This window comes from Paraburkholderia sp. CNPSo 3281 (genome assembly GCF_024206515.1).
Lineage (GTDB): Bacteria > Pseudomonadota > Gammaproteobacteria > Burkholderiales > Burkholderiaceae > Paraburkholderia > Paraburkholderia nodosa.
Genome location: NZ_JAMBPS010000007.1, coordinates 46,943 through 71,695 on the forward strand (window position 1 = coordinate 46,943; position 24,753 = coordinate 71,695).

General features: G+C 66.3%; 22 protein-coding genes and 1 pseudogene. 13 read left to right on the forward strand and 10 right to left on the reverse strand.

Features of this window, described 5'->3' with window-relative positions; genetic code table 11:
- Positions 1-83 precede the first annotated feature (83 nt).
- Entirely contained in the window at positions 84-935 is an 852-nt protein-coding gene (locus M3I56_RS10430; RefSeq protein WP_254353741.1) for an intradiol ring-cleavage dioxygenase, read from the reverse strand.
- 221 nt (positions 936-1,156) lie between these two features.
- Here M3I56_RS10430 and M3I56_RS10435 point away from each other — a divergent pair, with 221 nt between their 5' ends.
- Together M3I56_RS10435 and M3I56_RS10440 are read left to right on the forward strand one after the other, a co-directional pair.
- A complete protein-coding gene (locus M3I56_RS10435) occupies positions 1,157-1,438 on the forward strand; it encodes an aromatic ring-hydroxylating dioxygenase subunit alpha (RefSeq protein ID WP_254353742.1) in 282 nt (93 codons plus the stop codon).
- Positions 1,435-1,923: a hypothetical protein gene (locus M3I56_RS10440; protein WP_254353743.1), complete on the forward strand. Its 489-nt coding sequence runs from the start codon at positions 1,435-1,437 to the stop codon at positions 1,921-1,923. Before M3I56_RS10435 ends, M3I56_RS10440 begins: the two co-directional genes overlap by 4 nt.
- On the opposite strand, the gene M3I56_RS10445 is transcribed toward M3I56_RS10440, so the two are convergent.
- The 5 genes from M3I56_RS10445 to M3I56_RS10465 form a co-directional block, all read right to left on the reverse strand.
- A complete protein-coding gene (locus M3I56_RS10445; protein WP_254353744.1) occupies positions 1,869-2,327 on the reverse strand; it encodes a PRC-barrel domain-containing protein in 459 nt (152 codons plus the stop codon). The two genes, M3I56_RS10440 and M3I56_RS10445, sit on opposite strands and share 55 nt — an antisense overlap.
- A 220-nt stretch (positions 2,328-2,547) precedes the next feature.
- Positions 2,548-3,486, reverse strand: a complete 939-nt coding sequence (motB, locus tag M3I56_RS10450; RefSeq protein ID WP_254353745.1) for a flagellar motor protein MotB — start codon at positions 3,484-3,486, stop codon at positions 2,548-2,550.
- 10 nt (positions 3,487-3,496) lie between these two features.
- Positions 3,497-4,366: a flagellar motor stator protein MotA gene (motA, locus tag M3I56_RS10455; RefSeq protein WP_254353746.1), complete on the reverse strand. Its 870-nt coding sequence runs from the start codon at positions 4,364-4,366 to the stop codon at positions 3,497-3,499.
- Positions 4,367-4,409: 43 nt separating this feature from the next.
- Positions 4,410-6,362, reverse strand: a complete 1,953-nt coding sequence (locus M3I56_RS10460) for a bifunctional diguanylate cyclase/phosphodiesterase (RefSeq protein ID WP_254353747.1) — start codon at positions 6,360-6,362, stop codon at positions 4,410-4,412.
- Positions 6,363-6,382: 20 nt separating this feature from the next.
- On the reverse strand, positions 6,383-6,595 hold the full coding sequence (locus M3I56_RS10465; RefSeq protein WP_254353748.1) for a hypothetical protein: 213 nt from the start codon (positions 6,593-6,595) through the stop codon (positions 6,383-6,385).
- Between the two features lie 459 nt (positions 6,596-7,054).
- On the opposite strand from M3I56_RS10465, the gene M3I56_RS10470 reads away from it, so the two are divergent.
- The 9 genes from M3I56_RS10470 (at position 7,055) to M3I56_RS10510 (ending at position 18,608) form a co-directional block, all read left to right on the forward strand.
- Positions 7,055-8,962, forward strand: a complete 1,908-nt coding sequence (locus tag M3I56_RS10470) for a PAS domain S-box protein (protein WP_302056769.1) — start codon at positions 7,055-7,057, stop codon at positions 8,960-8,962.
- Between the two features lie 325 nt (positions 8,963-9,287).
- Complete coding sequence (locus M3I56_RS10475) at positions 9,288-10,229, forward strand: MurR/RpiR family transcriptional regulator (protein ID WP_254353749.1); 942 nt, start codon at positions 9,288-9,290, stop codon at positions 10,227-10,229.
- The gene (locus M3I56_RS10480; protein WP_254353750.1) at positions 10,226-11,233 is read left to right on the forward strand and encodes an isoaspartyl peptidase/L-asparaginase family protein; all 1,008 of its coding nucleotides are present in this window, start codon (positions 10,226-10,228) and stop codon (positions 11,231-11,233) included. The genes M3I56_RS10475 and M3I56_RS10480 overlap by 4 nt, the downstream gene beginning before the upstream one ends.
- Positions 11,234-11,280: 47 nt before the next feature.
- A complete protein-coding gene (locus M3I56_RS10485; RefSeq protein WP_254353958.1) occupies positions 11,281-13,182 on the forward strand; it encodes a dipeptide ABC transporter ATP-binding protein in 1,902 nt (633 codons plus the stop codon).
- A gap of 87 nt (positions 13,183-13,269) precedes the next feature.
- Entirely contained in the window at positions 13,270-14,814 is a 1,545-nt protein-coding gene (gsiB, locus tag M3I56_RS10490) for a glutathione ABC transporter substrate-binding protein GsiB (RefSeq protein ID WP_309249143.1), read from the forward strand.
- 69 nt (positions 14,815-14,883) lie between these two features.
- A complete protein-coding gene (gsiC, locus tag M3I56_RS10495) occupies positions 14,884-15,804 on the forward strand; it encodes a glutathione ABC transporter permease GsiC (RefSeq protein WP_254353751.1) in 921 nt (306 codons plus the stop codon).
- Between the two features lie 7 nt (positions 15,805-15,811).
- Positions 15,812-16,705, forward strand: coding sequence for a glutathione ABC transporter permease GsiD (gene gsiD, locus M3I56_RS10500; protein WP_254339676.1), 894 nt, complete (start codon positions 15,812-15,814; stop codon positions 16,703-16,705).
- Positions 16,702-17,778 carry a P1 family peptidase gene (locus M3I56_RS10505; RefSeq protein ID WP_254353752.1) on the forward strand — a complete coding sequence of 359 codons (1,077 nt, stop codon included), beginning with the start codon at positions 16,702-16,704 and terminating at the stop codon, positions 17,776-17,778. Before gsiD ends, M3I56_RS10505 begins: the two co-directional genes overlap by 4 nt.
- Positions 17,775-18,608 (forward strand): M55 family metallopeptidase, encoded by an 834-nt coding sequence (locus tag M3I56_RS10510; protein ID WP_254353753.1) that lies wholly within the window; start codon positions 17,775-17,777, stop codon positions 18,606-18,608. Before M3I56_RS10505 ends, M3I56_RS10510 begins: the two co-directional genes overlap by 4 nt.
- Positions 18,609-18,711: 103 nt before the next feature.
- Here the strand turns inward: M3I56_RS10510 and glgX are convergent, their stop codons facing one another.
- The 3 genes and pseudogenes from glgX to M3I56_RS41600 form a co-directional block, all read right to left on the reverse strand.
- A complete protein-coding gene (gene glgX / locus M3I56_RS10515) occupies positions 18,712-20,889 on the reverse strand; it encodes a glycogen debranching protein GlgX (RefSeq protein WP_254353754.1) in 2,178 nt (725 codons plus the stop codon).
- 228 nt (positions 20,890-21,117) lie between these two features.
- Positions 21,118-21,441 carry an antibiotic biosynthesis monooxygenase gene (locus M3I56_RS10520; RefSeq protein ID WP_254353755.1) on the reverse strand — a complete coding sequence of 108 codons (324 nt, stop codon included), beginning with the start codon at positions 21,439-21,441 and terminating at the stop codon, positions 21,118-21,120.
- 125 nt (positions 21,442-21,566) lie between these two features.
- Positions 21,567-21,734, reverse strand: a pseudogene (locus tag M3I56_RS41600) (methyl-accepting chemotaxis protein); the annotation flags it as partial.
- On the opposite strand from M3I56_RS41600, the gene M3I56_RS10530 reads away from it, so the two are divergent.
- Positions 21,666-21,911, forward strand: a complete 246-nt coding sequence (locus tag M3I56_RS10530; protein WP_254353976.1) for a hypothetical protein — start codon at positions 21,666-21,668, stop codon at positions 21,909-21,911. The pseudogene M3I56_RS41600 and the gene M3I56_RS10530 sit on opposite strands and share 69 nt — an antisense overlap.
- On the opposite strand, the gene M3I56_RS10535 is transcribed toward M3I56_RS10530, so the two are convergent.
- Positions 21,898-22,305, reverse strand: coding sequence for a DUF6632 domain-containing protein (locus M3I56_RS10535; protein ID WP_254353756.1), 408 nt, complete (start codon positions 22,303-22,305; stop codon positions 21,898-21,900). The two genes, M3I56_RS10530 and M3I56_RS10535, sit on opposite strands and share 14 nt — an antisense overlap.
- A 432-nt stretch (positions 22,306-22,737) precedes the next feature.
- On the opposite strand from M3I56_RS10535, the gene M3I56_RS10540 reads away from it, so the two are divergent.
- Positions 22,738-24,747, forward strand: a complete 2,010-nt coding sequence (locus M3I56_RS10540) for a TonB-dependent receptor (protein WP_254353959.1) — start codon at positions 22,738-22,740, stop codon at positions 24,745-24,747.
- Positions 24,748-24,753: the final 6 nt, after the last annotated feature.

The following is a 24,753-nucleotide window of genomic DNA, read 5'->3' on the forward strand; positions in this document are numbered from 1 at the left end:
GCGAGACCAGTCTATGACCCGGGAGCGGCGGACAATGCGGCGAGCAAGGCGCGATATCGCGTCCAGTTCGCCGCATTGCCGGATCAGGCATGCGGCGCTAGCGGCATGAGCACGAAATCGTACGTGGAGCGCCAGGGCGTGTCGCTGTCGGCCACCCGCTCATACGGCGCGACGAGCGACGCTTTCACCCCGAACACGGCGTCCGACTGCAGGTACGGGTCGTCGCCCACGAAGGTATGCGTGACCACCTTCTGGAAGCCCGGCGCGGTGATGAGGAAATGCATGTGCGCGGGCCGGTACGGGTGGCGGCCGAGAGTGGCGAGCATCTTGCCCACCGGGCCGTCGTGCGGGATCGGGTACGAGACCGGCTTGATGCCGACGAAGCGATAGACGCCGTCCGCGCCGGTCGTGAAGATGCCGCGGTTGTTCCACCTGGGCTGTACGCCGGGCTGCTGCACGTCGTAGTAGCCGTCGGCGTTGTCGGACCACACGTCGATGCGCGCGCCCTCCACCGGGCCGCCTTCGAGATCGAGCACGCGGCCCTCGAACAGGCAGCGCTCGCCTTTGCCGTCGGCGGTGATGCACGCGCCCATCTCGCGCTCGGGCGCGCCGGCCACATGGAACGGGCCGAACACGGTGTTTTCGGTGGCGACGCCTGGGCGGCGGTTGTTGATGGCGTCCACCAGCATGGAAAACCCCAGCGTGTCCGAGAGCAGGATGAACTCCTGGCGCTCGGCGCTGCAGAGCTGGCCCGCCGTGGTGAGGAAGTCGATGGCGGTCTCCCATTCCGGCTGGGTAAGCTGCACTTCTTTCGCGAATGCGTGCAGATGACGCACGAGCGCGCTCATCACCTCGCGCACGCGCTCGTCGGCGTTTTCGCCGATACGCGCATTGACGGCCTCGGCGGAGGCGGCTTCGCTGAAGAACTGGGTCATGGTTCGGGGTTACCTGTAGGGTTGCCAGGGATTACCTGGTGTTGCCTGGTGTTGCCTGGTGTTGCCTGGTGTTGCCTGGCGTTGCCTGATCGCGGTGACGTCGGAGTCGAGCACGTATTGTGCGCCTGTCGCCATCGGGACCCAAAATCTCGTCCAATGAGCCGATTCGATTAGCCGTTCCACCCGCGCAGCCGCACGCGCGCATTCCGGCGCGAGCGCGCGTGGACGGCTACCCCGTGGTGGAGCGTCACGGCTGGATCTGGGCGTTCGTGGGCGACCTGCCCGAAGCCGGGCGGCCGCCGCTGCCCGATCTCGGCTGGGCCGACGATCCGGGCGTGCGAGTCGTGCACGGCACTTACGCGTGGGAGGCGAACTGGGAGCGCGTGATCGAGAACGGACTCGATTTCGCGCATGCGCCGTTCGTGCACGGGAGTTCGTTCGGCGCGCCCGACCGCCCCGAAATCGACGCGGTCAACGGGAGCGCACCCAGACGTTCTGGATGATGGGCTGCAGTTTCCTGCGCCATCCGCGGTTCGACGGACGTTTTCGCGCGCGCAATCTGCGCATATTCGAGGAAGATCACACCGTGCTGCGGCGCGTTCGGCCGGTTCGCGTGCCGGAGAGCTGGCAGAACGAGGTGTCGGTGAAGTCGGATGCCTTGAAGATCGCGTTCAGGCAGCGCGTGCGGGCGCTGGCGGAGGGCGGCTGGAGGCGTGCCAGAGGCGGCGCAGGCGAGCCGCGTGGCCACGGTGATTGCCTGCCCGATGCGGCGCACGGTGAACACGTGGGCGCTGGAGACGGCCGACGTCCCCGAGGCGCCGCCAATGGCCGCGAACGCCGGGACCACGCCGGGCTGAACGCCGGCGTGGCCTCGACGCGAAGTCCGGCTCCGAACGCCCGCTTACCGCCGGAGCCGCGCGCCAGACGAGAAGCTCAGTGGCGCGGCGTCACCGGCTCGACCGCGGCCCAGTACGGCTCGGCGCCGTAATACGCGTGCAGCGTGCTGCCCCAGCTCGCGTCGGCCATGGAGGGCCAGCTGTCCCGGTCGAAGCCCGGCGCTTGCTTCACGCGCTCGGACGACACATTGAGCAGGAAGCACTTGCGGCTCGTGTCGAGCATGAGCGCGCTCCAGGGAATGGCAAGCAGCTTGTCGCCGAAGCCGAGAAAGCCGCCGCTCGACAGCACCACGTAGGCTACGCGGCCGCTCTGCACGTCGAGCATGATTTCCTTGATCTTGCCGACTTCCTGGCCGTCCGAACTCAGCACGCGGTCGCTGTCGAGCGTGCTTGCGGCCATCACGTCGGGGCCCGGCCCCGCGGCGCTCACGCGGCCCTTGCCGACGATGCGCACGCCATTGCCGGTTGGCATGGGCGGAGGAATGAAGGTGGGCATGCTGGTCTCCATCTATGAGGGGAACAATGTTGAGTCCGGCCAGACTCCCGACGATTCCCGTGTCAGGCGGCAGGCGATGCCGCGGCGGTTCTGGCCGCCTGCCGCAGACATAGCAAGCCGCGTACCGCGTCGCGCCCGTCGATTCGATGCGCCGGCGCGAGAGGCATCGGCGGCGTTCCTGCCTGTTTGGAGACGCATTTTGGGCCGCGCGGTAGATGCCTTATGAAGCCGGCGTGGCTGCCTTTTGCGGGGTGTCGACGTCGTAGCGTTTCGCCTGCTCGAAGAACGCGCGCTCGGCGTCCTTGTTCATCACCAGAATGGTGATGCGCCGGTTCAGCGGGCTGTCCGCCGTGTCGTGGTCGAGCGGCAGGACGTCGGCGAGGCCGCGCACCTGGAGCAGCTTCTCTTCGCTCAGGTGGCCGGCCACCAGCGCGCGGCGCGCGGCGTTGGCGCGCTCGCTCGAAAGCTCCCAGTTCGAATAGCCGGCGAGGCCGCCGGAGTAGGGCACCGAGTCGGTGTGCCCCGCGATCGACACGCCGCTGTCCACGTCGTTCAATGCGGTGCCGATCTGCACGAGGATCTCGTACGCGTAGTCCTGGAGCTTCGCGCTACCGGTCGCGAACATGGGGCGCTTGAGCGAATCGACCAGCTCGATGCGCAGGCCTTCGTCCGTGATCGACATGCGGATCTGGTCGCGGTACGCGCGCAACTCCGGCTTGCGCTCGATGAGCGCCGAGAGTTTTTCCTTGAGCTGCGAAAGGCGCGACTTGTCGACCGCTTCCACCGGCACGGCGTGCGAGAGCGTGGGCTGCGCGTTCGAGCCGCCCACGGCCGGCGTTCTGCTCGAGAGGTCACGGCCGCCGCCTTGCACCACGCTCGGGTTGGGGTTCGCGGCGTCGGGCTTGCTGCCGGGCATGGCCGAAAGCGGCGTGTTGAAATACTTCTCGATGCCGTCGCGGTCGTACTGCGACGTCGAGCCGAGCAGCCACATCAAGAGGAAGAACGCCATCATCGCGGTCACGAAGTCCGCATAGGCGATCTTCCATGCGCCGCCGTGGTGGCCCTCGTGGCCGCCTTTCTTCACGCGGCGCACCACGAGCGTGGTCTTGCTGCCCTCGGTGTCGCGCGCGGCGCGCGAGCCTGGATTACGTTCGGCCATCTCGGGACTCCTAAGCGGCCTTCGGCGTCCTGGTGGCGCGCACCGCTTCGTCGAGTTCCTGGAAGCTCGGGCGGTCGGCGGTGAACAGCACCTTGCGGCCGAATTCCACGGCCACGGGCGGCGCATAGCCGGCGAGCGACGCGAGCAGCACGGCCTTCACGCACTGGAACGGCTTGCTGGCGGCGCGGCCCTTGGCGGTCAGCAGGTCCGCGATTGGGCCGACGAAGCCGTAGGCGAGCAGAATGCCGAGGAACGTGCCCACGAGCGCGCCCGCGATCATCTCGCCGAGCACGGCCGGCGGCTTGCCGACCGAGCCCATGGTGTGCACCACGCCCATCACGGCGGCCACGATGCCGAATGCGGGCAGGCCGTCGGCCATCTTCTGGATGGCATTGGGCGCAATCGACACCTCGGAGTGATGCGTGTCGAGCTCTTCGTCCATGAGGTCCTGCATTTCCATGGGGTTCACGTTGCCACTCGACATCATGCGCAAATAGTCGACGATAAAGTCGAGCAGATGATGGTCGGAGAGCACGCGTGCATACTTCTGGAAAATCGGGCTGTTCTCGGGCGCTTCGATGTCCGCTTCGAGCGCCATCATGCCTTCCTTGCGCGCCTTTTGCAGCAACTCGTAGAGGAGGGCGATCAGCTCCAGGTATTGCGCCTTCGTGTAGCCGCCGCCCTTGAAACAGGTGGGCAGCGCCTTGAGCGTCTTGCCAAGCGTGGCGGTCGGGTTGCTCACCACGAACGCGCCCAGTGCCGCGCCGAAAATACACAGGAGTTCGAATGGTTGAACGAGCGCGGGCAGGTGTCCCCCCACGCCCACGAAGCTCCCGATCACCGATCCGAGCACGACGATCCAGCCTATTGCTACAAACATGATGTCTACCTTTCCATTCTCAAAGTCCTACGTGTCAATCTGTTCAGGCCGGCTCGACAACACGCTTGAGCCGTGCCTCGTTCGCCGCACGATCCACGTTCAGCAAGGCGTCGATTTCACGCGCCGCCATCGCTTTGCCGAAGAAATAGCCCTGCGCGTAATCGCAGCCCTTCGCCGCCAGCGTGCGCGCGAGTTCCGCGGTCTCCACGCCTTCGGCCACCGTGCTCATGCCGAGGTTCGAGGAGAGCGCGATGATCGCGTCGACGATCTTGGCGCTCTCGTTGCACGAGGTCATCGAGAGCACGAAGGAGCGGTCGATCTTCAGCTTGTCCACCCTCAGCTCGCGCAGGTGCTGCAGGCTCGAATAGCCCGTGCCGAAGTCGTCGAGCGACATGCGCAGCCCCGCGTTGCGGAAGTCCGCGAGCACGGCGCGCGCCGCGTCGAAGTCGTACATCAGCGCCGATTCGGTGATCTCGATCTCCATGCGCTCGGGCGGCATGCCCTCGTCGGCGAGGATCGTGAGCAGCAGCGCCGCGAGTTGCGTGTCCTTGAACTGCGCCGGCGAAAGATTGAGCGCGAGGTGGTAGCGCGAAGGCCAGCGCAGCGCGTCGCGGCACGCGCGCCGCAAGATCGAAGCCGTGAACGCGGGCGAAATCCCCATCTGCTCGATGAGCGGCACGAACACCTCGGGCGAGATCCAGCCGCGCTGCTCGTGATGCCAGCGCGCGAGAATCTCGAAGCCGGTAGTCTGGCCGTCGGCGAGGCGCACGAGCGGCTGGTAGAACGGCCGGATCTCGCCACCCGCGAGCGCGCGGCGCAGATCCGATTCGAGCGAGGCCTGCAGGCGCAGCTCGTCGTCCATCTTCTGCTCGAAGAAGCGGTACGTGCCCTTGCCTTCGCACTTGGCGCGATACATGGCGATATCGGCGGCGCGCAGCAGCGCGTCCGGGTCGCCGCCGTCGCGTGGGCAGCACGCAATGCCGATGCTCGCGTCCACGTTGATGCGCAGCTTGCCGATGTCGATGGGCGCGCGCGTGGCGGCGAGCAGGCGCTGCGCCAGCTCGCTAGCGGCCTCGATATGGTCGTCGCGATGCACGCGGGCGAGCACGGCGAACTCGTCGCCGCCCAGGCGCGCGACCGTGTCGCCGTCGCGCACCACGCGGCGCAGGCGCGCGGCGATCTCGCACAGCACCGTGTCGCCCGCGGCGTGACCGTGAAAGTCGTTGACGGGCTTGAAGCGGTCGAGATCGATCACGAACACGAGGTAGTCGGGCGAGCGGTGCTGCGTGCGCTCCAGCGCCGCGCTCATCTCCGCGGCGAGCAAACGCCGGTTGGGCAGGCCCGTGAGCGGATCGTGGCGCGCCAGTGTCTGGGCGTGGGCCTCGGCGGCGCGCGTGGCTTCGTGGGCGAGATGCAGCTCGCGGGATTTTTCGCACAACGTATCGAAGGCATGCGCCATCGCGCCGATCTCGTCGGTGCGGTTCATGTCGGGCAATGCGCGCATGTCCTCACCGTGCGCGAGGCGCACGAGCGAGTCGGTCAAGGTATGCAGCGGACGCAGTAGCGTGCGCTCGAGGTAGTGCAGCAGTACGAGGCCGAAGGCGAGCGTGGCGAGTGCGATCGCAAAGGCGGCTTCGAGCGTGTGATGCACGCGCAGGATGCCGCGCTGGACCTGACTGTGCAGCCTCTCGACGGCGAGTTCGCGCGGCGCGGCGGAGACGGCTTGCCTGGGTGGCGCTTCGCTTTCCTGCGCGGCGCTTTCGTCGTGCCAGCTCGTATCCACGCGTTCGAAGGCATGGCCAAACGCGATCAGCTGGCTTGCCAGCAGCGTGGTTTGCGTGGCGAACAAGGCGAAGAACAGGCCGATGAAGAACTTCGTGCGTGCGCGGATCGAGGCGCGCAACGTGGCGCGCGCACGTCCTATCCAGGGAAGCGCCGCCGTGGGATTCAAGGCAGCGGCGGGATCGGGCATGGCCGCCACGGTTTCCTGTCTCATGTCTCGATGTCCGTGTGGCGTCAGATTCTGCGCGTGCGCACCTGTGCCGCGAGGCGGCGCACGGCGTAGTGGCACGACGTGCCGGTAGGCGGATGAGTGCTGCGCGACGGTGCGCGACGCGCACGGGGTGCAGCGCTCATGCGCGTGCTGGCGCCACAGCCGGCGGCAATACGCGCCGCGGTGGCGATGCGGATGGTCAATTTCAGTCGCAGGGGTTGCGCGAGGGTTTTCATGGTGACACCGGAAGGGGTGGAGCTTTGCCCTTTTTACGGCGGTGAAAAAGCGTTGCTGAAGTCGCCAGACATGTTTTTTTTGAGGGCTTGATCGATTTCGTAACACGTTAACCGGCCGGTTAAAAATGGCATGTATTTCGGAAAACGAAACAATTTGACCGCCGTGAACTTTCAGGAGAATGATGCGTCACGCGCCGTGGCGCCGGGACATGCGAGCAGCGCGGGTATGACGGCCGCGGCGCTCGATGATTGCGCAACCACACGCATACCGAACGTTCGTGCGCTTAAGTTGCGGTTTCTGCGTAGGGGAAATGCCTGGCGCGCAAGACTGGCACGACACGCGTGGCGCGGGCATTTCCGTACTTCAGTTTTTGCTTAATCTGGCCGTAAACCCCGGTAAGGCGCGCCGGTGCGGAAAGCGCCACGCAACCGTATCCGCCCTGCCGGGCCCCTCACACGATGATCACTGCTCCGCTTCCTCTGGATGAGGACGTCCGCCTTCGGGCGTTGCGGCAACTCGACATACTCGACACCGATCCTGAAGAAGCATTCGATCGCATCTCGCGGCTCGCCGCCTTTGCGTTCGACATGCCGATCGTGCTGATTTCGCTCGTGGACGAAGACCGCCAGTGGTTCAAGTCGCACCACGGGCTGGCGGCTTGCGAAACGCCGCGCAGCGTGTCGTTCTGTGCGCACGCCGTGCTAAGCAAACGCATGCTCGTGGTGGAAGACGCGCTCGACGACGAGCGCTTTCTCGACAATCCGCTCGTCACGGGCGCGCCGAACATCCGCTTCTATGCCGGCTCGCCGCTGTGTCTCGCCGACGGCCAGGTGGTCGGCACGCTTTGCCTGATCGACGAAAAGCCGCGCACGTTCGACGCCGCACAGGCCGCCGTGCTCGCGGATTTCGCGCACCTCGTCGAACGCGAGCTGGAATTGCGCCGGCAGTTGAACCGCGCGCGCACGGCGCACGAGCGCGACCGCCGTTCGCTCGCCATCAGCGAGGCGCGCTTTCGGACCGTGTTCCAGCAAACGCCGATCGGCAAGGCCGTGGTCGATCTCGACGGCCGCTTTCTCGACGTGAACCAGAAGTTCTCGGAGATCATCGGCTACGAGGAGAGCGAGCTGCGCCGCCGCACGTTCGCCTCGGTCACGCACCCGGCCGACATCGCCGCCGATCTCGCGCAAGTGGCCGAATTGCTCGCGGGCCGCCACGCCACGTATGCAATCGAAAAGCGCTATCTGCGGCCCGACGGCCAGGCCGTGTGGGTCAATCTCGCGGTGTCGCTCGTGCGCGATGTGTCCGGTACGCCCCTGCATTTCATCGCGGCGGTGCAGGACATTACGAGCCGCAAGGAGAGCGAGGAGGCGCTGCGCAACTATCACGTCGAACTCGAAGAGCGCGTGCGCGAACGCACAGGGGAGCTGCAGCGCAGCCGCGACGCGCTGCAGACCATCACCGACAATCTGCCGGCGCTGATCGCCGTGGTCGATCGCGATCTTTGCTACCAGTTCAACAACGAGACGTTCAAGCGCGTGTTCGGCGCGGAGCCGGCGGCGCTGCGCGGGCGCAGCCTGAGCGAAACGCTGCGCCCCGAAGTGTTCGAGCAGTTGCAGCCGCTCTTTGCGCGCGCGCTGGCCGGCGAACGCGTCACCTGCGACGAGGTGCGCTATCGGGCCGACGCCGACCGCGTGTGGTCGGCGACCTACATTCCGGCCAAGCGCGAAGGCAAGGTGACGGGCTTCTACGTGATGGCGCACGACGTGACCGAGCAGCGCCGCACCGAGCAACGCCTGCGCGAGGGCGCGCTGATCGACCCGCTCACGGGACTCGCGAACCGGCGCGCGCTGCAGGAAACGCTGTGCGAACTGCGCGGGAGCGGCGAGCCTTTCGCGCTCTTCTTCATGGACATGGATGGCTTCAAGTCCATCAACGACCGCTACGGCCACGATCTGGGCGACGCTCTGCTCAGGGAGGTCGCGCGCAGGCTCGTCGCCACCGTGCGCACGGGCGACGTAGTGAGCCGCCTGGGCGGCGACGAATTCGTGGTGGCGAGCCGCGGCGTGAGCGACGCGCGCACCGGCGAGCGCATCGCGGCAGCCATTTGCCGTGAAGTGTCGAAGGCGTTCGTCGTCGCGGGCCGCGTGATCGAGACGAGCGCCAGCGTGGGCGTCGTGCTGACTGGCATGACAGGCGCGGCCGGTGTGGTGGATGCAACGAGCGCGGTGCTCTCGGCCGAGGCCGAGAACAAGGCGCTGGCCGACGATCCGCTGTGTCTCGCCGATGCGGCCATGTATGAAGCCAAGCGCGCGGGGCGCAATACGTGGCGGTTGGCGCCGAGCGCTGAAGCGATGGCGGCGTCGTGAAGCCGCGCACTGCGTTTTCATGTGGCTGATTCGATTGCCGCCAGCGCCTGGCTGGCGGCAAGTGCGGCGCCACTTCCCACGCGCAGCCGCGCGCCTTATCTCGCCTGCGGGTGACATCTCTTTCCGGCTTCTGCCGGGTCCTCCCTCCAAAATCCTGCAACGTGTACGAGGCGCGCAGCTTCGCGTTGCGTTGCGCCCGGTCACGCGAATTTGACCTTTCTTCATTCGAATAGGGTAAACCCAGGGCGCGATGAAAATTAATTTTCACTAAGATCCGCTCATGTAATTTCATTTACGGCCTTGCCGTCCCGACTCCCGCTCACGCATGCCAACCCGACCGTCAACTCCCGACACGCCCGAAGCCGAGATCGTCGCGCGCATCACCGCCGCGATGCCCGTTCTCACACCGGGCCACCGGCGCATGGCCGAGTACGTGCTCGCAAACCTGTTCCACGCCGCGACCATGCGCATCGACGAACTGGCGGACGCGGTCGGCGCTTCGGTGGCCACGGCCAACCGCTTTGCGCGCTCGCTCGGGTTCGACGGCTATCCGCAGTTTCGCGAGGCGCTCGTGCGCGGCTTCGAGGCCACGCTCGCGCCGGTCGAGCGGCTGCGCAGCGCGCAGGAATCGCCGACCAGCGGCGCCGGGCTGTTCGGCGCCTCGCTGGAGCAGGCCGAGTCGAACCTGCGTTTGTCGCGCCAGTCGATCGACAGCGAAGCGGCCGCCGCAGCCGTGGACGCGATTCTTTCGGCGCGCCGCGTCTACGTGATCGGCTCGGGCACGAGCGCGTTTCTCGCCGGGCTCATGGAGAACGCGCTGCTGCCGTATCTGGACAACGTGCAGGCGCTCGCCTCGGTCGGCGGCCCCACGCATTCGGCGCGCAGGCTGCTCGGCGCGAACAGGGACGATCTGGTGATCGGCATCGCGTTTCCGCGCTACGTGGACGACACGATCAAGCTCTCGCGCCATGCCGCGAAGCTGGGCGCACGCGTGCTCGCGCTCACCGACAGCCTCGACTCGCCGCTCGCGCGCTTCGCCGATCTCACGCTGCTGATCCGCTCCGAGCGTCGCCTTGCGGCGAACTCGGAAGCCGCGGTGCTGGCCGTCATCGAAGCGCTGTGCGACGCCGTGGCGTTGCGCGCGAAGGATTCCGTCGTCGCCGCGGCGGCCATCACCGAATCGGTGCTGCCGTGGCTCACCTCGGCCCCGGCGCAGGCGTCTGCCGCGCCTGGCGCCCCGTCTTCCCCCACGAAAAAGAAGTCATGAAATCGAACGCAGTCCTTGCCATTCACGGCGGCGCCGGCACGATCCTGCGCGCTTCGATGGCGCCCGAAGTCGAAACCCAGTATCTCGACGCGCTGAACCGCATTCTCGTGACTGGCCAGCGCATCCTGGCCGAAGGCGGCAGCGCGCTCGACGCAGTCGAAGAAGCGGTGCGCCTGCTCGAAGACTGTCCGCTATTCAACGCGGGCCACGGCGCGGTGTTCACGTCCGCGGGCACGCATGAACTCGACGCCTCGATCATGGACGGCCGCTCGCTCGAAGCGGGCGCCGTGTGCTGCGTGAAGCGCGTGCGCAATCCGGTGCGGGCGGCGCGCTGCGTGCTCGAGAAGAGCGAGCACGTGCTCTTCACGGGCGAAGGCGCGGAAGCGTTTGCGGCAGCCCAGGGCCTCGAATTCGTCGATCCCGGCTATTTCCACACCGATGCGCGCTACCGCCAATGGCAGCTCGCCCGCGGCGAAGCGCGCGCGATGCTCGATCACGATGGCGCAACCCTTCAGGCAAACGCGGAAGCCCGGGCGGGTGCAAACGCATCGGCAGACAGCCTGCCGCACGAGCCGATCGACCCCAACCGCAAATACGGCACGGTGGGCGCAGTGGCGCTCGACGCGCACGGCCATCTCGCGGCGGCGACTTCGACCGGCGGCATCACGAACAAGCAGGTGGGCCGCGTGGGCGACGCGCCGCTGATCGGCGCGGGCTGCTATGCCGACGACGCCACCTGCGCGGTGTCCACCACGGGATCGGGCGAAATGTTCATGCGCATGGTCGCGGCCTATGACGTCGCGGCGCAAATGAAATATCGCGGTGTTTCACTCTCCGAAGCCGCTGCGAATGTCGTGATGGAGCAATTGCCGCGCATCGACGGCCGTGGCGGCCTGATCGCCGTGGACGCACAAGGCAACGTGGTCCTGCCGTTCAACACCGAAGGCATGTATCGCGGCTACGCGCGCGTGGGCGAAGCGCCCGTTGCGTCGATCTACGCTTAAGCGGCGCATCGTTTTGCGCACCAAACGAAGGAATCCTCATCGTGCAGATGTCCTCGCACTCTCCTGATACCGCGCCGGGCCGCGAAAAGGCCGCGCTGCCGCCGAACCGCGTGATCGACGTCCGCGATCTCTGCGTGTCGTTCAGGCGCGGCGCGGGCGCGTTCGAAGCCGTGCGCAATCTGTCGTTCCACGTCGATCGGGGCGAGACGCTCGCCATCGTCGGCGAATCGGGCTCGGGCAAGTCGGTCACGTCGCTTTCGCTGATGCGGCTTGTCGAGCACGGCGGCGGCAGCATGACGGGCGGCAGCATCGACCTGCGCCGCCGCAACGGCAGCGTGCTCGATCTCACGCGTGCCAGTGCCTCGACCATGCGCTCGGTGCGCGGCGCGGACATCGCGATGATCTTTCAGGAGCCGATGACCTCGCTGAACCCGGTGTTCACGGTGGGGAACCAGATCAGCGAGGCGATCGCGCTGCATCAGCAGATGAACGCCGCGCAGGCGCGCGCCGAAACGCTGCGCCTGCTCGACCTCGTGCGCATTCCCGAGGCGCGCCGCGTGACGGACCGCTTCCCGCATCAGCTTTCGGGCGGCATGCGCCAGCGCGTGATGATTGCGATGGCGCTCTCGTGCAAGCCCGCGCTCCTGATCGCCGACGAACCGACCACGGCGCTCGACGTGACGATCCAGGCGCAGATCCTGCAGCTCATTCGCGGCCTGCAGGACGAGATGGATATGGGCGTGGTCTTCATCACGCACGACATGGGCGTGGTGGCCGAAGTGGCGGACCGCATCCTCGTGATGTATCGCGGGGAGAAAGTGGAAGAGGGCGCATCGGATGCGCTGTTCGCCGCGCCTTCGCATCGCTACACGCAGGCGTTGCTCGCCGCCGTGCCGAAGCTTGGCGCGATGCAGGGCACCGACCTGCCGGAGAAGTTCCCGCTGCTTTCGGTGAGCGACGCGGCGCGCCCGGTTGCCCCGTCAACGCTGCCGGCGAACGCGCCGAAAACGCACGCGGCGCCGGTCCTGCGCGTGCGCGACCTCGTCACGCGCTTCCCCGTGCGCAGCGGTCTGTTCGGCAAGGTCACCGGCCGCGTGCATGCGGTCGAAAAAGTCAGCTTCGATCTTCACGCCGCCGAAACGCTCGCGCTGGTGGGCGAGTCCGGTTGCGGAAAATCGACCACGGGACGCTCGCTGCTGCGGCTCGTCGAGAGCCAGAGCGGCACGATCGAATTCGGCGGCCACAATATCAGCACCCTCACCGGCCCCGCACTGCAGACGTTGCGCCGCGATATCCAGTTCATTTTCCAGGACCCGTTCGCCTCGCTCAACCCGCGCCTCACGGTGGGCTTCTCGATCATGGAGCCGCTGCTCGTGCACGGCATCGCGAAGGGGGCGAAGGCGCAGGCGCGCGTGGAATGGCTGCTCGATCGCGTGGGCCTGCCGAAGTCGGCGGCGGGCCGCTACCCACACGAATTCTCGGGCGGCCAGCGTCAGCGCATTGCTATTGCGCGCGCGCTGTCGATGAACCCGAAAGTCGTGATCGCCGACGAATCGGTGTCGGCGCTCGACGTTTCCGTGCAGGCGCAGATCGTCAACCTGATGCTCGACCTGCAGCAGGAGCTTGGTGTGGCGTATCTCTTCATCTCGCACGATATGGCCGTGGTGGAACGCGTGAGCCATCGCGTCGCGGTGATGTACCTGGGGCAGATCGTCGAGATCGGCCCGCGCCGCGCCGTGTTCGAGAATCCGCAGCACGCCTATACGAAGAAGCTCATGGGCGCGGTGCCGATCGCCGATCCGGCGCGCCGCCACGCGAAGCGCGTGCTCGCCGCCGACGAACTGCCGAGCCCGATTCGCGCAACCGGCGACGAGCCGCAGGTCCTGCCGCTCGTGGCGGTCGGCCCGGGTCACTTCGTGGCGAAGCATCGGGTGGGCGGCGCTTACTGAACACGCCGTCACGCCACGCAGTCGTTCGCTGTTTAGCTGGATCGTTTTGCTGAGTCGTCAAGATTCATTGTTATGGAGACCTGATTGATGAAAGAAGTCAAAACATGGATGAAGGGCAGCGCGCTCGCACTCGCGCTGATCGCGGGCGCGAGCGCGGCACAGGCCGCCGGACAGCGCGCCGTGATGGCCGTCGATTCGACCTTCTCGACGCTTGACCCATACGACGCCAACGACACGCTCTCGCAGGCGGTTTCGAAGTCGTTCTACCAGGGCCTGTTCGGTTTCGACAAGGACCTCAAGCTCACCAACGTACTCGCCACGAGCTATGAAGTGAGCGGCGACGGCCTCGTCTATACCTTCAGGCTGCGCGAGGGCGTGAAGTTCCAGGACGGCACCGACTTCAACGCGGCGGCCGTGAAGGCGAACTTCGACCGCGTGACGGACCCGGCGAACCACCTGAAGCGCTACAACATGTTCCGCCGCATCGCGAAGACCGAAGTGGTCGATCCGTACACGGTGAAGGTCACGCTGAACGCGCCGTTCTCGGCGTTCGTGAACGTGCTCGCGCACCCTTCGGCGGTGATGATCTCGCCGGCGGCCATGAAGAAGTGGGGCAAGGACATCGGCCTGCATCCGGTGGGCACGGGCCCGTTCGCTTTCGTGAAGTGGGACCCGGCTGGCGACCTCGTCGTCCACAAGTTCGCCGGCTACTGGAAGAAGGGCTACCCGAAGATCGATGAGATCGACTGGAAGCCGGTGGCCGACAACAACACGCGCGCGGCGCTCATGCGCACTGGCGAAGCGGACTTCGCCTTCCGCATTCCGTTCGAGCAGGCGAGCGCGTTCCAGTCGAACCCGAAGGTGGATTTGATCGCCACGCCCTCGATCATCCAGCGCTACATCAGCCTGAACACCGCGAAGAAGCCGTTCGACAACCCGCTCGTGCGCCAGGCGCTGAACTACGCGATCAACAAGGACGCGCTGGCCAAGGTGGCGTTCGGGGGCTATGCGCTGCCTTCGGACGGCGTGCTGCCGCAAGGTGTGGACTACTCGGTCAAGCTCGGCCCCTGGCCTTACGATCCGGCCAGGGCGCGAGAACTGCTCAAGCAGGCCGGTTACCCGAACGGCTTCGAAACGACGCTGTGGTCGGCGTATAACAACTCGACCGCGCAAAAGGCCATTCAGTTCGTGCAGCAGCAGCTCGCGCAGGTGGGCGTGAAGGCGAACGTCGAAGCGCTCGAAACGGGCACTGCGGTCGCGCGCGTGGAAAGCGCGCAGGACCCGGCAACGGCGGGCGTGCGCATGTATTACATCGGCTGGTCGTCGTCCACGGGCGAGGCCGATTGGGGCATCTCGCCGCTGCTCGCTTCGGCATCGTGGCCGCCCAAGCTCATGAATACGGCGTACTACAAGAACCCGGCGGTCGATGAGGACCTCGCGAAGGCGCTCGAAACGACGGACCGCGCGCAAAAGACGGCGCTCTACGCCGACGCGCAAAAGCGCATCTGGGCCGACGCCCCGTGGGTGTTCCTCGTCAAGGAGAAGGTCGTGTACGCCCGCAGCAAGCGCCTGGCCGGCGCGTATGTGGCGCCGGACGGCTCGTTCAACTTCGACGAGATCTCGATTCGCTAATGCGTTGCGCGCCGCGCCGGAACGGTTGGTTCCTGTGCGGCGCGCACGCCCCGATGCAGTAACGCGCTCATGCTGAATTTCATTGTCAAACGCTCGGTGGGTCTGCTGCCGACGCTCCTGATCGTCGCGGTCCTGGTGTTCCTGTTCGTGCACCTGCTGCCGGGCGACCCGGCGCGCCTCGCGGCCGGTCCCGAAGCGGACGACGCGACGGTCGCGCTCGTGCGCGCCGACCTCGGCCTCGACCAGTCGCTGCCGCAGCAGTTCCTCCACTTCTTCGTGCGCGTCGCTCACGGTGACTTTGGCGTTTCGATGCGCAGCAAGCGCCCGGTCGTCACCGAAATTAGCGAGCGTTTCATGCCCACGCTGCTGCTCACGCTCACCAGCATGGTCTGGGCCGTGGTGTTCGGCATGGCGATCGGCATCGTCTCGGCCGTGTGGCGCAATCGCTGGCCCGATCGCATCGGCATGGCGCTCGCGGTGTCGGGCATTTCGTTTCCGGCTTTCGCGCTCGGCATGGCGCTCATGGAGCTGTTCTCGGTGCGCCTGGGCTGGCTCCCCGTGGTGAGCGACGGTTCCTGGCGCAGCTACGTGCTGCCGTCGATCACACTCGGTGCGGCGGTGGCTGCGGTGATGGCGCGCTTCACGCGGGCCTCCTTCGTCGAAGTGCTCAACGAGGACTTCGTGCGCACGGCGCGCGCGAAGGGCGTGGCCGAGCAATGGGTAGTGATCAAGCATTGCCTGCGCAACGCGATGATTCCCGTCGTCACGATGATGGGCCTGCAGTTCGGCTTCTTGCTGGGCGGCTCGATCGTCGTGGAAGTGGTGTTTAACTGGCCGGGCCTCGGGCGGCTGCTCATCGATTCGGTTTCGATGCGCGATTACCCCGTGATTCAGGCCGAAGTGCTGTTGTTCTCGCTCGAGTTCATCGTCATCAATCTGATCGTGGACGTGCTGTACGCGGTCATCAATCCGACCATTCGATTCAGGTGAGCCCGCCATGAGCACGACCCTAGACGTTGATGTACGCGCACAGGACGAAGCGATCCGCACACCGTGGCGCGAATTCTGGCGCAAGTTCCGCAAGCAACATGTCGCGCTCGGCGCGGGCGCATTCGTGCTGCTGCTGGTGCTGATTGCGGTGTTCGCGCCGCATCTCGTGCCTTACGACCCCGAAAATTACTTCGACTACGACTCGCTCAACGCGGGTCCAACGGCGGCCCACTGGTTCGGCGTGGACGCGCTGGGCCGCGATATTTTCAGCCGCATTCTCGCGGGCACGCGCATATCGCTCGCGGCGGGCTTTCTTTCCGTGGCGCTGGGCGCCGTGGTCGGCACGTTCTTCGGCTTGCTCGCGGGGTACTACGAAGGGTGGTGGGACCGCATCACCATGCGTGTGGCCGACGTGTTGTTCGCATTCCCAGGCATTCTGCTCGCCATCGGCGTGGTGGCGATCCTCGGCAACGGCATGATCAATGTGGTCTGTGCGGTGGCGGTATTCAGCATTCCGGCGTTCGCGCGGCTCGTGCGCGGCAATACGCTCATGCTCAAGCATCTCACGTATGTCGAGGCTGCGCGCAGCATTGGCGCGTCGGATTGGACGATCATCATGCGGCATATTCTGCCGGGCACCGTGTCGTCCGTGATTGTGTATCTGACCATGCGTATCGGCACGTCGATCATCACGGCGGCGAGCCTGTCGTTCATCGGCCTTGGCGCGCAGCCGCCCACGCCGGAGTGGGGCGCCATGCTCAACGAGGCGCGCGCAGACATGGTGACGGCGCCGCATATCGCGCTGTTCCCGAGCCTCGCCATCTTCCTCACCGTGCTCGCGTTCAATCTGCTGGGCGACGGCTTGCGCGACGCGCTCGACCCGAAGCTGGATCGCGCATGAGCATCGATCGTGGAGATACCGCGCCGCATGTCGGCACACTGGCGAGCGGGGCGACGGGAACGATTGCCGACGTAGCCGGCGTGCGCGTCGGACATTGCACGCTCGACGCGGGCGAGGTGCAAACCGGCGTGACCGTGCTGTTGCCGCATGCGGGCGACCTCTTTCGCGAGAAGGTGCCGGCGAGCGTCTGCGTGATCAACGGTTTCGGCAAGAGCATTGGGCTCATGCAGCTCGAAGAGTTGGGCGTGCTCGAAACGCCGGTCGCGCTGAGCAACACGTTTGCGGTGGGCACACTCGCGCAAGCGCAGACTCGCGCGGCGGTCGCGGGGAATCCGCAAATCGGGCGCGGCCTGCCGACCGTCAATCCGCTCGTGTTCGAGTGCAACGACGGCTATCTGAACGATATTCAGGCGCTGGCGGTGCGTGAGGAACACTATCTCGCTGCCTGCGCGGCTGCGAACGCTGACTTCGCGCGTGGCAGCGTAGGCGCGGGCCGCGGCATGTCGAGCTTCGACCTGAAGGGCGGCATCGGCACGGCGTCGCGCGTGGTGCAGGCGGCGCTCGCGCCGTACACCGTCGGCGCGCTCGTGCTGACGAACTTTGGCCGCTTGCCGATGCTGACGATCGGCGGCGTGCCCGTGGGGCGCGAGCTTGCGGCGCGCGCGGCGTCCAATCGCGCAGCGCAGGAACCCGAGAAGGGCTCGATCATCATGCTGATCGCCACGGACGCGCCGCTCGACGCGCGGCAGCTTCGGCGCGTGTCGATGCGCGCGGCAGCGGGTCTCGCGCGCACGGGGTCCGTTTATGGACACGGCAGTGGCGATATCGCCATGGCGTTCAGCACCGCGTACACATTGGCGCACGACGCGCCGACCCACGCGTTGCCGCCCCTGCTCGCCGACTCGCAGCTCGATCCGCTGTTTCAGGCGAGCGCCGATTGCGTCGAGCAAGCCATTCTCGATGCCTTGTGGTGCGCGCGCACCGTGCAGGGCCGCGATGGCCACGTGCGTCTGGCGCTGCGCGAAGCGGTGCCCGATCTCGCCGAACTGCTTTCAGGCGGAGCGCAGGCGTGAAGGTCCTCATCTCGGTCGATATCGAAGGCATAGGCGGCGTCTTCAACGTTGCGCAAACGCGCGCGGGAAACGCCGAGTACGAGCAGGCCCGCCGCTGGATGACGCTCGAAGCGAACGCGGCCGTGGAGGGCGCGTTCTCGGGCGGCGCGAGCGAGGTGTGGGTCAACGACTCGCATGGCGGCTTCAACAACCTGCTGCTCGACGAGATCGATGCGCGCGCACGCGTGATACTCGGCAAGCCGCGCACGCTGGGCATGATGGCGGGGCTCGAGCACCGGCCCGCGCTCGTTTTCATGATCGGCTATCACGCCATGGCGCAAAGCCGCGGCATGCTTGCGCACACCATCAACAGTTTTGCGTTTGCGCGTGTGCTCGTCGATGGCGTGGCGACGGGCGAGGCGGGGCTGTATGGCGCGCTCGCGCAGGAATACGGCGCACGAGTGGCGCTGCTCAGCGGTGACGATGTGTTCGAAGGCGAAACGCGGCCCGCTTTTCCCGATGCGAAGTTCGTGGTGGTGAAGCGCGCCGGCGGCCACGCGAGCGGCGACCTGCTGACGCCCGCCGCGAGCCGCGAGCGGATTCGCGACGCGGCGCACGAAGCCGTCGGGCAGGTGGCACGCGACGGCGCGTGGTGGGACCGCGCGTGTGCCGCGCCGCGCGTGCGCACGTGCGAGCTGCATACGCAGACTACTGCGCTGGCCGACCTCTTTGCGCAGTGGCCCGGTGTCGAGCGCGCGGCGGGCTGCTTGATCCGGTTCGTGGCGCCAACCGCCGAGTCCCTCGTGCGCACGCTCAATAGCTTGTCGGCGATGTCTGCGGTGCTGCGATGAGGCGGCGGTCGTTCGCCGCATTGTGCAACTAACTGTCAGCCCCGCCACACGTCACACAACGGATAGGCGGCTTCGCCGCCAATCCGCAAAAAAAGCCTGCCGATTACCCGGTGAGATCTTCCTCCAGGCGGTCGAACACCCGCCGCGTCGCGCCACGCGCGTGCAGCGCGAACAGCAGTAGCGAGCGGCCGGTCACCTGGTAGATATCGCCCGCTTCGAATTCGGGCAGCTCGTCGCGCACGGGCATGTTCGTGTCGATGAGGCAGTTCCACTGATCGTTGCCCGGCACGGAAGGCAGCGTGAAATCCACCACGTCGTGATAGGCGTTGAGCACGATAAGCATGGTCGCATCCGAAGCGAGGCGCATGATGCCGCTCGTTTGCGATCGTCCATCGATCAGCATGCCGAAACAACGCATGGCCGAATCGTCCCACTGCTCCCGAGCGATCGGTACGGCTGCGGGCGAGAGCCATTCGACGTCGGTGACGTCAAGCGCGGCGTTGTGCTCGCCGATGAGAAACCGGTTGCGTCGCAGCACCGGCAGCGCATGGCGCAGCGCGGTGAGCTTGCGCACGAAGTCGGCGAGCGCGCGGCCCGTGTCGTCAATGCCCTCCCAGTCTACCCAGCTCACCTCGTTGTCCTGGCAGTACGCATTGTTGTTGCCGCGCTGCGTGCGGCCGAATTCGTCGCCCGCGAGCAGCATCGGCGTGCCCTGCGAGAGCAGCAAGGTGGCGAGGAAGTTGCGCTTCTGGCGCTCGCGCAGCGCGCGGATTTCGGGGTCGTCGCTCGGGCCTTCCTCTCCGCAGTTCCACGAGAGATTATCGCCGTGGCCGTCGCGGTTCTCTTCGCCGTTGGCTTCGTTGTGACGCTCGTTGTACGAAACGAGATCGTTCAGCGTGAAGCCGTCGTGCGCGGTGACGAAGTTCACGCTTGAACATGGCCGCCGCCCGCGCCGGTTGAAGCTGTCGCCGGAGGCGCACAGGCGCGTGGCGAGTTCGGGCGCCTTGCCTTCGTCGCCTTTCCACCAGGCGCGCGTGGTGTCGCGAAAGCGGTCGTTCCATTCCATCCAGCCGGGCGGGAAACCGCCCACCTGGTAGCCGCCCGGCCCGCAGTCCCACGGCTCGGCAATCAGCTTCACGCTCGCGAGAATCGGATCCTGGCGGCAGCTGTCGAGAAAGCCGCCGCCTTCGTCGAAGCCGTAGGGCTCGCGCCCCAGGATCGTCGCGAGGTCGAAGCGAAAACCGTCCACGCCCATTTCCAGCACCCAGTAGCGCAGGCTGTCCGTGACCATCTGCAGTACGCGCGGGTGCGAGAGATTGAGCGTATTGCCGGTGCCGGTGTCGTTGATGTAATAGCGCCTGTCTTCGGGTAGCCGGTAGTACGAAGCATTGTCGATGCCGCGAAACGAGAGCGTCGGGCCGAGTTCGCTGCCTTCGGCCGTGTGGTTGTAAACCACGTCGAGTATGACTTCGAGACCCGCCTGGTGGAGGCGGTCCACCATGTTCTTGAACTCGTCGATCGAGCCGTGCGCGCCCACCGAGTAGCGCGGGTCCGGCGCGAAGAAGCCGATGGTGTTGTAGCCCCAGTAGTTCGTGAGACCGCGTTCGAGCAGATGCGAGTCGTTCACGAAGGTATGAATGGGCAGTAGCTCCACGGATGTCACGCCAAGCCCGCGCATATATTCGAGCACCGGCGTTTGTGCGAGCCCGGCGAAGGTGCCGCGCTCTTCGGGCGGCACCTCGGGATGGCGGATCGTGTAGCCGCGCACGTGCGTTTCGTAGATGATCGTGCGCTCGCGCGGCACACGCTCGCGCATCGGGTGGTGCCATGTGAAGCCCTGATCGACCACGCGGCAGCGCGGCACATAGCGCGCACTGTCTCGCGTGTCGAACGAAAGATCGCCGTCGCGGCTTCCGATCGTGTAGCCGAACACGGCGGGATGCCAGCGCATCGCGCCCACGTGCGCCTTCGCATAGGGATCGAGCAGCAGCTTGTGCGGATTGAAGCGATGGCCCGCTTGCGGCTCGTACGGCCCATGCACGCGATACCCATAGATGGCGCCCGGTTCGAGTTCGGGCAGATAGACGTGCCACACTTCGTCGGTGTATTCGGGCAACTCGATGCGTTCGAGTTCGCGCAGGCCGCTCTTGTCGAAAAGACACAACTCGACCTTCGTAGCGTTCGCGGAGAAGAGCGAGAAGTTCACACCGCGGCCGTTCCAGGTGGCGCCGAGGGGGAACGGTTGTCCTTCTACGATGCGGGTAGCGGTTTTTTTCTTCATGGGCTCGTCGGTTGGGGACGCGATGGCGCGCGCCTCCAACACCGTTGCGCGCGAGGGCGGGGGCTTGTATCAAGCAAGGTTTGGGCCCAGGATGCGCGGCGCAGCGGGAAGACGAGAGGAGGGGGCCGGATGCACGGGGCACTGCGGCGGTGCGTGCTGCGAGCGTGTAGCTTTGGCGCAGCGCGTGCACAGATTTACCGATTTTCTCGACGACTCCGCGTGCACCGCCTATTTCACGGTTTGCACGACTTCGAAGCCTTCGAACTCGGGGTGGCTCAGATAGACCGGACGGTTTGCGCCGCCCGTATTGCCCGCGTTTCGATGCGCCGCGCGAAAGGCGTCGGAGCGCGTCCAGTCGTCGAAGTGCGCGTGGCTCGCCCAGATCGTGTGGCTCGCGTAGAGCACGTGGTCTTCGCGCTGCGGGCCTTTGAGCAGATGAAATTCGATAAAGCCGGGCACTTGCTTCAAGTGCGTGTCGCGCGTGGCCCAGACTTCCTCGAATGCGGCCTCGGAGCCTGGCGCGACCTTGAAGCGGTTCATGGCGATATACATGCGGCGTTCCCCTTCGCGTACGAAAAATCGATAGGCAGGGCGGCGCGGTGAATGCGCCCGCCGCCGCTTCGAGCTTCGATTATAAGAGGCCGTGAAGGCGCTCGCGCCGCGTCAGTCCCCCGGCCTCAGCCGACGCGGAACACCTGCACGGTGCCCGCAAGCGTGGTGGACTGCGTGTCGAGCGCGTGGGCGGCCGCGGTGACCTGCTCGACGAGCGCCGCGTTTTGCTGCGTGACTTCGCCCATCTGCGTGACGGCGGTGTCGACCTGCTCGATGCCGCTTTGCTGCTGCTCCTAGGCGGAGGAAGCGACGCGGCCTGTTCCTCGGTACGCGCCGAGAGGTCGATCATGCCCGCTGAGATCTCGCGCGTGGCCACCGAAACCGATTCGCTGCCCGAGCGCAACGCGGTCGAGCACGAGACGTGTGCGCGCGATGGAAACTACAGAATTTCTTTGATCAGGCGCCGGTAACTGCCACGGGAGCAGGGGCGTTCGCGCGTCGCGGCGTGAGCACGGCCAGCACGGCGGCGACGATAAAGAGGGCGGGCACGTCGCCGAGCAGATGGCCGAGATGGCCGGGCGACGCCAGCGACTGGACCGTCATGATTGCGCCGTGCACGACGCTCGACCACACCGTGAACCAGATCAGGCTCAAATGCTCGAGCGGACGGCGCGCGGCGCGCATGAGGAACACGCCCAGCGTGGCGTAGATGCCGACGATCATCAGCGGGTAGTCAGAGTGGCCCGAGTGCCAGGTCCAGCCGGACGGCCAGAGCACCATCAGCGGGTAGATCGCGAAGGTGGCGATTGCGCCGACCGCGTATAGGGCGATGGAGAGGCTTTTGAGCCGGGTCGAGTCGTCCATGGAGCACCCCGTTGTACCGTTTGACAGTGTGGGGAATATGCGCGTACGCGCTTTCTCGCGCAAGCCCTTTGCGATTAACGCGCTAATTCGCGCAACTTGCCCGCGCGATGAGTGATGTTTGGCGCAATTTCACTCGTACGTGGTGGCGGCTAACTGAAAGCAATTCGTAAAATTCAATTCACAATTGGTAATGTTATAACGTAACATTAGCGTCGAGCTGCAGCCACAACCCCTGTGCAGCGTGCGTCCACCCTGGGCCCGGACGTTCGCCGCGCATCACTCCAACGACGCAAACAAGAAACCATCGTGGCGACCATCCCTTTTTCGTCCTTGTCCGCGTTGCTGGCGGGGCTGCGCTTCGCGCGCGTCCTGCCGCTCGCCCCCTTGCCACTCGCGCTCTGCGGTGAGCTGGCTCATGCCCAATCGCCGGCAATGAACGCGGCCGACGCCGCGGCTGGCGACACCCGGCAGGGCGTCGCGACGCTCGCGCCGGTGTTCGTCACCGCGAACCCGCTCGGCAACACCGCTCTCACGGCGCCCTCCACCGCGCTCTACGGTGACGCGCTCGTCCTGCGCCGCGCCAACTCGCTGGGCGAAACGCTCAACGGCCTGCCGGGTGTTTCGACGACGACCTACGGCCCCATGGTCGGGCGTCCGATCATTCGCGGCATGGACGGCGACCGCATCCGTCTGCTGCAGAACGGCGTGGCCGCGTTCGACGCCTCGTCGCTCTCGTACGACCACGCGGTGCCGCAGGATCCGCTCTCGATCGAGCGCGTCGAGATCGTGCGCGGGCCGGCCGCGCTGCTGTACGGCGGCAATGCGATTGGCGGCGTGGTCAACACGATCGACAACCGCATTCCGCGCGAGCCGATTTCGGGCGTCAGCGGCGCGGTGGATGCGAGCTACGGCGGCGCGAACGACGCGCGCGCCGGCGCGGCGCAGGTGGAGGGCGGCAACGGCGGCTTCGCGTTCCACGTGGACGCCTTCGCCCGCGACACGAGCAACCAGCGCATTCCCGGCTACGCGCACTCGGCGCAGCAACGCGCGCTGGACGGTCCCGATGCCGAAGAGCCCTATGGCAGCATCCCGAACAGCGACGGGCGCTGGCACGGCGGCGCGGTCGGCTCCTCGTACACCTGGGCCGACGGCTACGCGGGCATCTCGTACAACGGCTTCGACGCGAACTACGGCTCCGTGGCCGAAGACGACGTGCGCCTGCGCATGCATCAGGACCATGTGGCGCTCGCGTCCGAAGTGCGCAACCTGCAGGGGCCGATCAGCCAGCTCAAGTTCGATTTCGGTTATACGGACTACGAACATCGCGAGATCGACAACGGCGAAACGAGCACGACGTTCCGTAACCACGGCTACGAAGCGCGCCTGGAAGCGCGTCACGAGAAAATCGGGCCGCTGGAGGGCGCCTTCGGCGTGCAGGTGAGCCAGAACACCTTCTCGGCGCTAGGCGACGAGGTGCTCGTGCCGACCACGCAAACCACCAATGTCGCGCTGTTCGGTCTGGAGGAGTGGAACGTGACGCCGGCGCTGAAACTGAGTCTGGGCGGGCGCCTCGAGCATGTGAAGCTCGATCCGGTGGCGGGCGAAGACGGCACGAAGTTCGCGGGCGTGCAGGCGCGCGACTTCAACGCGGGCAGTCTCTCGGCGGGCGCGCTCTACCAGCTCACGCCCGTATGGTCGGTGGTGGGCAGCGTGGCGTACACCGAGCGCGCGCCGACTTTCTACGAGCTTTACGCAAACGGCCCGCACGACGCGACTGGCCAGTATTTGATCGGCAACCCCGACGCACAGAAGGAAAAGGCCGTTTCCACGGATCTTTCGCTGCGCTACGCGAGCGGCCCCAACAAGGCGAGCGCGGGCGTGTTCTACAGCCGCTTTCGCAATTACCTCACGGAGTACAACACCGGCCGCCTCGTGGACGACGGCGACACGCCCGTGCCCGCCGGCACCGCGGATGCGCTCAACGAGGCCGTCTACCGCGGCGTGCCCGCGGAATTCTATGGCGTGGAACTGGAAGGGCGCTGGCGCGTGCTGGAGCGCGGCGCGCATCGGCTCGATATCGGCTTGGCCGCCGACTACACGCACGCGCGCAACGTGGATACGGGCGCGCCGCTGCCGCGCATTGCGCCGCTGCGCGCGACGCTGAACGCCGATTACGGCTACGGCCCGTTCGGCGCACACGCCGAACTCGTACACGCATGGGCGCAAAATCGCGTGCCCGAAGACGATTTGCCGACCGCCGGCTACACCACGCTCGCGCTGGCGCTCACCTACAAATTCCATGTGGGCGCAACGAACTGGCTCGCGTACGTGCGCGGCGACAATCTCACGAATCAGGACGTGCGCTATGCCAGTTCCGTGGTGCGCGACATCGCGCCCGAGGGCGGGCGCAGTGTCATGGTCGGATTGCGCACCACGTTCTAGCGCGTC